The organism is Ruegeria sp. YTSA226 (assembly GCF_059609905.1).
In genome coordinates, this window is record NZ_JBXWMQ010000034.1 from 1 (window position 1) to 4,529 (window position 4,529).

At 53.7% G+C, this 4,529-nt stretch carries 6 protein-coding genes and 1 tRNA gene; 4 read left to right on the top strand and 3 right to left on the bottom strand.

Annotated elements, in window-relative coordinates; translation table 11 throughout:
- Positions 1-132: 132 nt before the first annotated feature.
- The gene (locus AC2FFF_RS19725; protein WP_281973222.1) at positions 133-507 is read right to left on the bottom strand and encodes a hypothetical protein; all 375 of its coding nucleotides are present in this window, start codon (positions 505-507) and stop codon (positions 133-135) included.
- 91 nt (positions 508-598) lie between these two features.
- Here AC2FFF_RS19725 and AC2FFF_RS19730 point away from each other — a divergent pair, with 91 nt between their 5' ends.
- Positions 599-1,357 (top strand): alpha/beta fold hydrolase, encoded by a 759-nt coding sequence (locus AC2FFF_RS19730; protein WP_142638214.1) that lies wholly within the window; start codon positions 599-601, stop codon positions 1,355-1,357.
- 48 nt (positions 1,358-1,405) lie between these two features.
- On the opposite strand, the gene AC2FFF_RS19735 is transcribed toward AC2FFF_RS19730, so the two are convergent.
- Together AC2FFF_RS19735 and AC2FFF_RS19740 are read right to left on the bottom strand one after the other, a co-directional pair.
- Positions 1,406-1,777: a rhodanese-like domain-containing protein gene (locus AC2FFF_RS19735; protein WP_142638196.1), complete on the bottom strand. Its 372-nt coding sequence runs from the start codon at positions 1,775-1,777 to the stop codon at positions 1,406-1,408.
- A 225-nt stretch (positions 1,778-2,002) separates the two neighbouring features.
- Positions 2,003-2,088 (bottom strand) — tRNA-Leu (locus AC2FFF_RS19740).
- A gap of 434 nt (positions 2,089-2,522) precedes the next feature.
- On the opposite strand from AC2FFF_RS19740, the gene AC2FFF_RS19745 reads away from it, so the two are divergent.
- From AC2FFF_RS19745 to AC2FFF_RS19755, 3 genes are all read left to right on the top strand, one after another.
- Complete coding sequence (locus AC2FFF_RS19745; protein WP_496883082.1) at positions 2,523-3,671, top strand: tyrosine-type recombinase/integrase; 1,149 nt, start codon at positions 2,523-2,525, stop codon at positions 3,669-3,671.
- Positions 3,668-4,093 (top strand): hypothetical protein, encoded by a 426-nt coding sequence (locus AC2FFF_RS19750; RefSeq protein ID WP_496883083.1) that lies wholly within the window; start codon positions 3,668-3,670, stop codon positions 4,091-4,093. The genes AC2FFF_RS19745 and AC2FFF_RS19750 overlap by 4 nt, the downstream gene beginning before the upstream one ends.
- 38 nt (positions 4,094-4,131) lie before the next feature.
- Positions 4,132-4,529 (top strand): hypothetical protein (locus AC2FFF_RS19755; RefSeq protein ID WP_496883084.1); only part of this gene is annotated, 398 nt, incomplete at its 3' end.

Sequence of the window (4,529 nt, forward strand, 5' to 3'; positions counted from 1 at the left end):
ACGGTGAGGTCGAGGCCAAAGTCAAAACCGAAGTCGCAAACCTCTGCGCCAGATTCCCTATCTATCCAAACTTGTAAGAATTCAGTCATCCAAGAACAAAACGGCGCCAACCCGGCGCCGTTTTTTTTGTGGTCAGATAAGCCCCTGCCACATCATGAAGATCAGCAACAAAGCAGAAAAGGCCAACAGGTTAAAAGTCAGCCCGCCCAGCATTCCCAGAAACCACCCCATCCGCCGATCCGCCAAATTGATACCCCCCAGATGTTTTTGCACCTCTTCCGAGGCCTGGATCAGTTTCGGATTGTCCAGCACAAGTCGCAGTTTTGGATGGGCCGCCATCTGCTCTGCTTGTGCCAGAACCATTGCCTGTTTGTATATCCGGCGCGGCAGTTGCCTTTTGGCCTTTTTGACCGAGGCGGTCAGCGTTTTGTCGCGCACACCCAACTTGTCACGCAACAGCTGTATGGTCTGCGCAATTTGGGTTTGTATATCTGTGTCTTGCGGCATGCTGCGGCCTCCTGAGCTGACAGTTTACCCATGTGGAATAGGAGCCACAATGGGGCTGGCCGTTTCAGATTGCGGCGGGTATCACGGCTATATGCTGAACACGATCATACATGGTGAACCAACCGACAAGCCCCCTTTGCTGATCGCCCATGGCCTATATGGCTCGGCCCGGAACTGGGGGGTCATCGCCCGCCGGCTATCTGACGAGCGGCAAGTTGTGGCGGTTGATATGCGCAACCACGCAAACAGCATGTGGACGCATGACCATGGGTATTCCGATCTAGCAAATGATCTGGCCGAAGTTATCGACCAGTTCGGCGGACAGGCAGATGTCGTCGGACATTCGATGGGCGGCAAGGCATCCATGACTTTAGCCCTGCTGCACAGCGCAAAGCTGCGCAAACTGGTGGTGGCAGACATCGCCCCGGTGGCCTATAGCCATAGTCAGATTCAGTTTATTGAAGCGATGCGCGCGGTGGACCTTTCCCGGGTCGAGCGTCGCTCGGACGCTGAACAACAACTGGCCGACAACGGAGTCGAAAAAGCCCTTCAGAGCTTTTTCACGCAGTCACTCGACATCAACGGACAGCGTTGGCTTTTGAACCTGGATACTTTGGCCTCTGAAATGCCCAAGATCATGGGCTTTCCTGAAATAGACGCATCCTGGGGTGGTCAAACACTGTTTTTGTCCGGGGGGGAGTCCGACTATGTGCTGCCTGAACATCGCTCTGTGATCCGCGGAATGTTCCCTTCGGCACGTTTTGCAAAAATACCTGGTGCAGGACATTGGTTGCATGCGGAAAAACCGCGTGAGTTCGAGGCCGCCGTCAGGACGTTCCTCAACGCCTGACCTGACCTTTCGAACGATCACAGCTCGGGTTCTGGCGTTTCCTATTGGCTAGGCGACTTCGCCCCCGCCATTCACCCAATCGACCAAGCCACCCAGGTTATAGACCTGCTCATACCCCATGTCCTGCAACAGTTTTCCCGCAAGGGCAGCGCGGCCACCCGAGGCACAATACAAGACAATTGGACGATCTTTGCGAAGCTCTGGATCATGTGATTGCAGAGTGTCATCGGCCCGAAATTCCAACATACCGCGCGGGATATGATGTGACCCCGAAGCACGCCCTGTCTGCTGCAATTCCGCTGCATCGCGGATGTCCAGAAGCAGGCCACCTCGCTCCAGGATCTCGACCGCTTTGGCTCTCTGGATTCGCTCGACGGTGGAGTTCGCAGCTTCCATCATTTGTTTTACGGTCAACGGCATATGGTGTCTCCTGAAGAAATTTACGGGATGCTAACATGCAGGAACTGGAAGGTGTAGCCTGACAGGCCTTCACCTTAGGCTGGATAGATATTGGACATTTATTGCAGGACACCGATTTTTGCGCTGAACCAATCCCGGTATTCAATTCCCGCCGAACCCGAACCAAAGCAAACCGGGAGAGGTTCTGCTGCATCGAGACTTGAAAATCAATCAGGGCATCAGAGGTGGTGCGGGCGGTGGGACTCGAACCCACACGGGCATACGCCCTTCAGATTTTAAGTCTGATATGTCTACCATTCCATCACGCCCGCACAGCGCGTTGGGCCAGTTTTTAGGCTGAAAGCACCAGTAAGGCCATAAGGCTATGAACACAATGCGTTTCGCCGATGCAACTTGCGGAAATTCAATCGCCGCCTTTGACCACCACCCCATTTACGCAGGTCATCAGAAAAAGTCCTCGGAAAAACTCTTCGTTACGCAATTCGCCTGCGCTGTCCCAATCATTCTGACTTTTGGAAAATCAAGAAATAGAAAGAATCTTAGAGTGAAATGGTGCCCCCACACGGACTCGAACCGCGGACCTACTGATTACAAATTAAAATCACAAAATCTGCTAAGTCACTGGAATCGTGCCGTAAACTCTTGAATACACGTATTTTTATACAAACGTTGATAACGCACGTTGATTGACAATGACGCCTGATAACGTACATAGACTGACATATGACTGACACGAGGCACTGACATGGCAATCAAACTAAGCGCCCGCAATTTGGCCGAGGCGCGGGCGGGCAAACTGATCTGGGATACTGAGGTTAAGGGCTTTGGCGCACGCAAGGCCAACAACGGCGACGTGACCTTGTTTCTCAATTACCAGGTGCGCGGAACTGGGAAATACAAGCGGCTGACAATCGGCAAGCTGGGCGAGTTGACGGTTGATGCGGCCCGTAAGAGGGCAGCCCAGATGCGGCTAGAAATACGCGCGGGAATGGACCCCAGCCAGCAGGCCGAAACGGCAACGGCCAAGGCCAAGCACTCTGACACCTTGGGCAAATATGTCTCGCAATGGCTCGACAGTCCCAAGCACTCTTGGAGCGACAAGACCAGATATGATTACCGCAAGTCGATGGAACGGCATTTGCTGGTTACGCCCGAGGCCAGCAAGCGCATAGGCGAGATTTCACGAGCGGACCTTATGCGCCTGATCGATACCGCGACGGATGCCAGTGCCTCTGGCGGCGCGTTGTTCTATCGCGTCCTGTCCTCATTCCTGACGTGGTGCGATGACCGCGAGTTGTGCGAGGTGACGCTGCCACGGGCCAAGCGTGTTGCGCCTGCCGTGGCGGCCCGTACGCGCGTCATGTCGGATGATGAGATTAAGGCCCTCTGGGACGCCTCAGAGGTACTGACACCTGAGACACAGGCTTGCGGGCGTTTGATGCTGCTTACCGCCCAGCGCACAGGAGCCGTGCAACGCCTGAATGCTGATTGGGTAACACAGGCAGGTGTTACGTGGCCCGCCGAGGTTATGAAAGCTGGCCGTGCTCACTTCACCCCGTTGACGCCGTGGGCGTACGATTGCCTGCGCCCTGCCCTTGTCGACACCGAGGGCGAGATATTCGGCCACAATACAAACCGTCTCAATCTCGCATGGCGCAAGCAGTGGCGGCCCAAGGCTGGGGTTGATGCTGGATTGCGAATGCACGACGTGCGCCGTTCTCTGCGCACATGGGCTGCTGCCAACGGGTACGGCCACGAGGCCAGCGAGGCCGCACTGGCGCACGAGGTGCAACGTGACGCCCTGGCCAAAACCTATCAACAGCACGACTATGCTGAGGAAGCCGCCGAGGTGTTACGCGGCTGGCAAAATCATGTGCAGGAGTTGGTATCATGAACAGGGTTTTCGCAATAGCTGCACTTCTGGCGGTTGGCCAAGCTGCATCGGCAGACGTAACTTGTTCAGTAGCACAGCTCTCGCCAGCAAAACCGACCGCAAAGTCAATAACCCAACAACCTGAAGTGCCACCGGAAACAGTAACTTTTAGTTCTGGGACTGAAAGTGTTAAGGCCGATTTGTCTCTATTCGACATGAGTTTTGCGCTGCCACCAGACGAGAATTGGAATCGAGTGTTTTCATGCACAGGTGAGCAAATGCTCTCTTGTATCGCGAGTATTGGCGACCAAGATTCTGAATGGGGCAAAGTAGTCTACGGACTTAGTTTCTATGGAAACATCTTTAATCTGATTGCGGAATACCCCGGCGGACGATCAAACAGCTTGGTTTATCAAATCCTAAGTTGCGATGGTGAGCCATGATTGTTGGAAAACAAGGGGGCAACCGCATGAGTAGGTTAATGTCTATTGCAACCGTTTCATTGGTTGCACTTTCAACTGCCTCAAATGCTCAGACAACCTGCACAGTTTGGTTGGTTCGCGACAATAAGGCGACGACCAGTCTCTACAACCCAATGGATGAAAGTCCTGTGGGTGATACGGTTGCGTTCAACGGTGATAAAATAACAGCAAACCTGCAACTCTCTGACTGGATACTGGGTAATTCTGACGAGTGGGACGGTGTGTTTTCGTGCAGCGGGCCGCATAACAATGTTTGCTATTCGAGACACGGTGATTGGTTGTCGACAAACGAAATTGCAATGAGTTATCAGCTTGACGTTTTGTCTGACGTCAGCACCTACCGGATAGATTTAGGGTTTGAGCAACGGAGGATTTCTGGTTCATCGAAGCCATTATG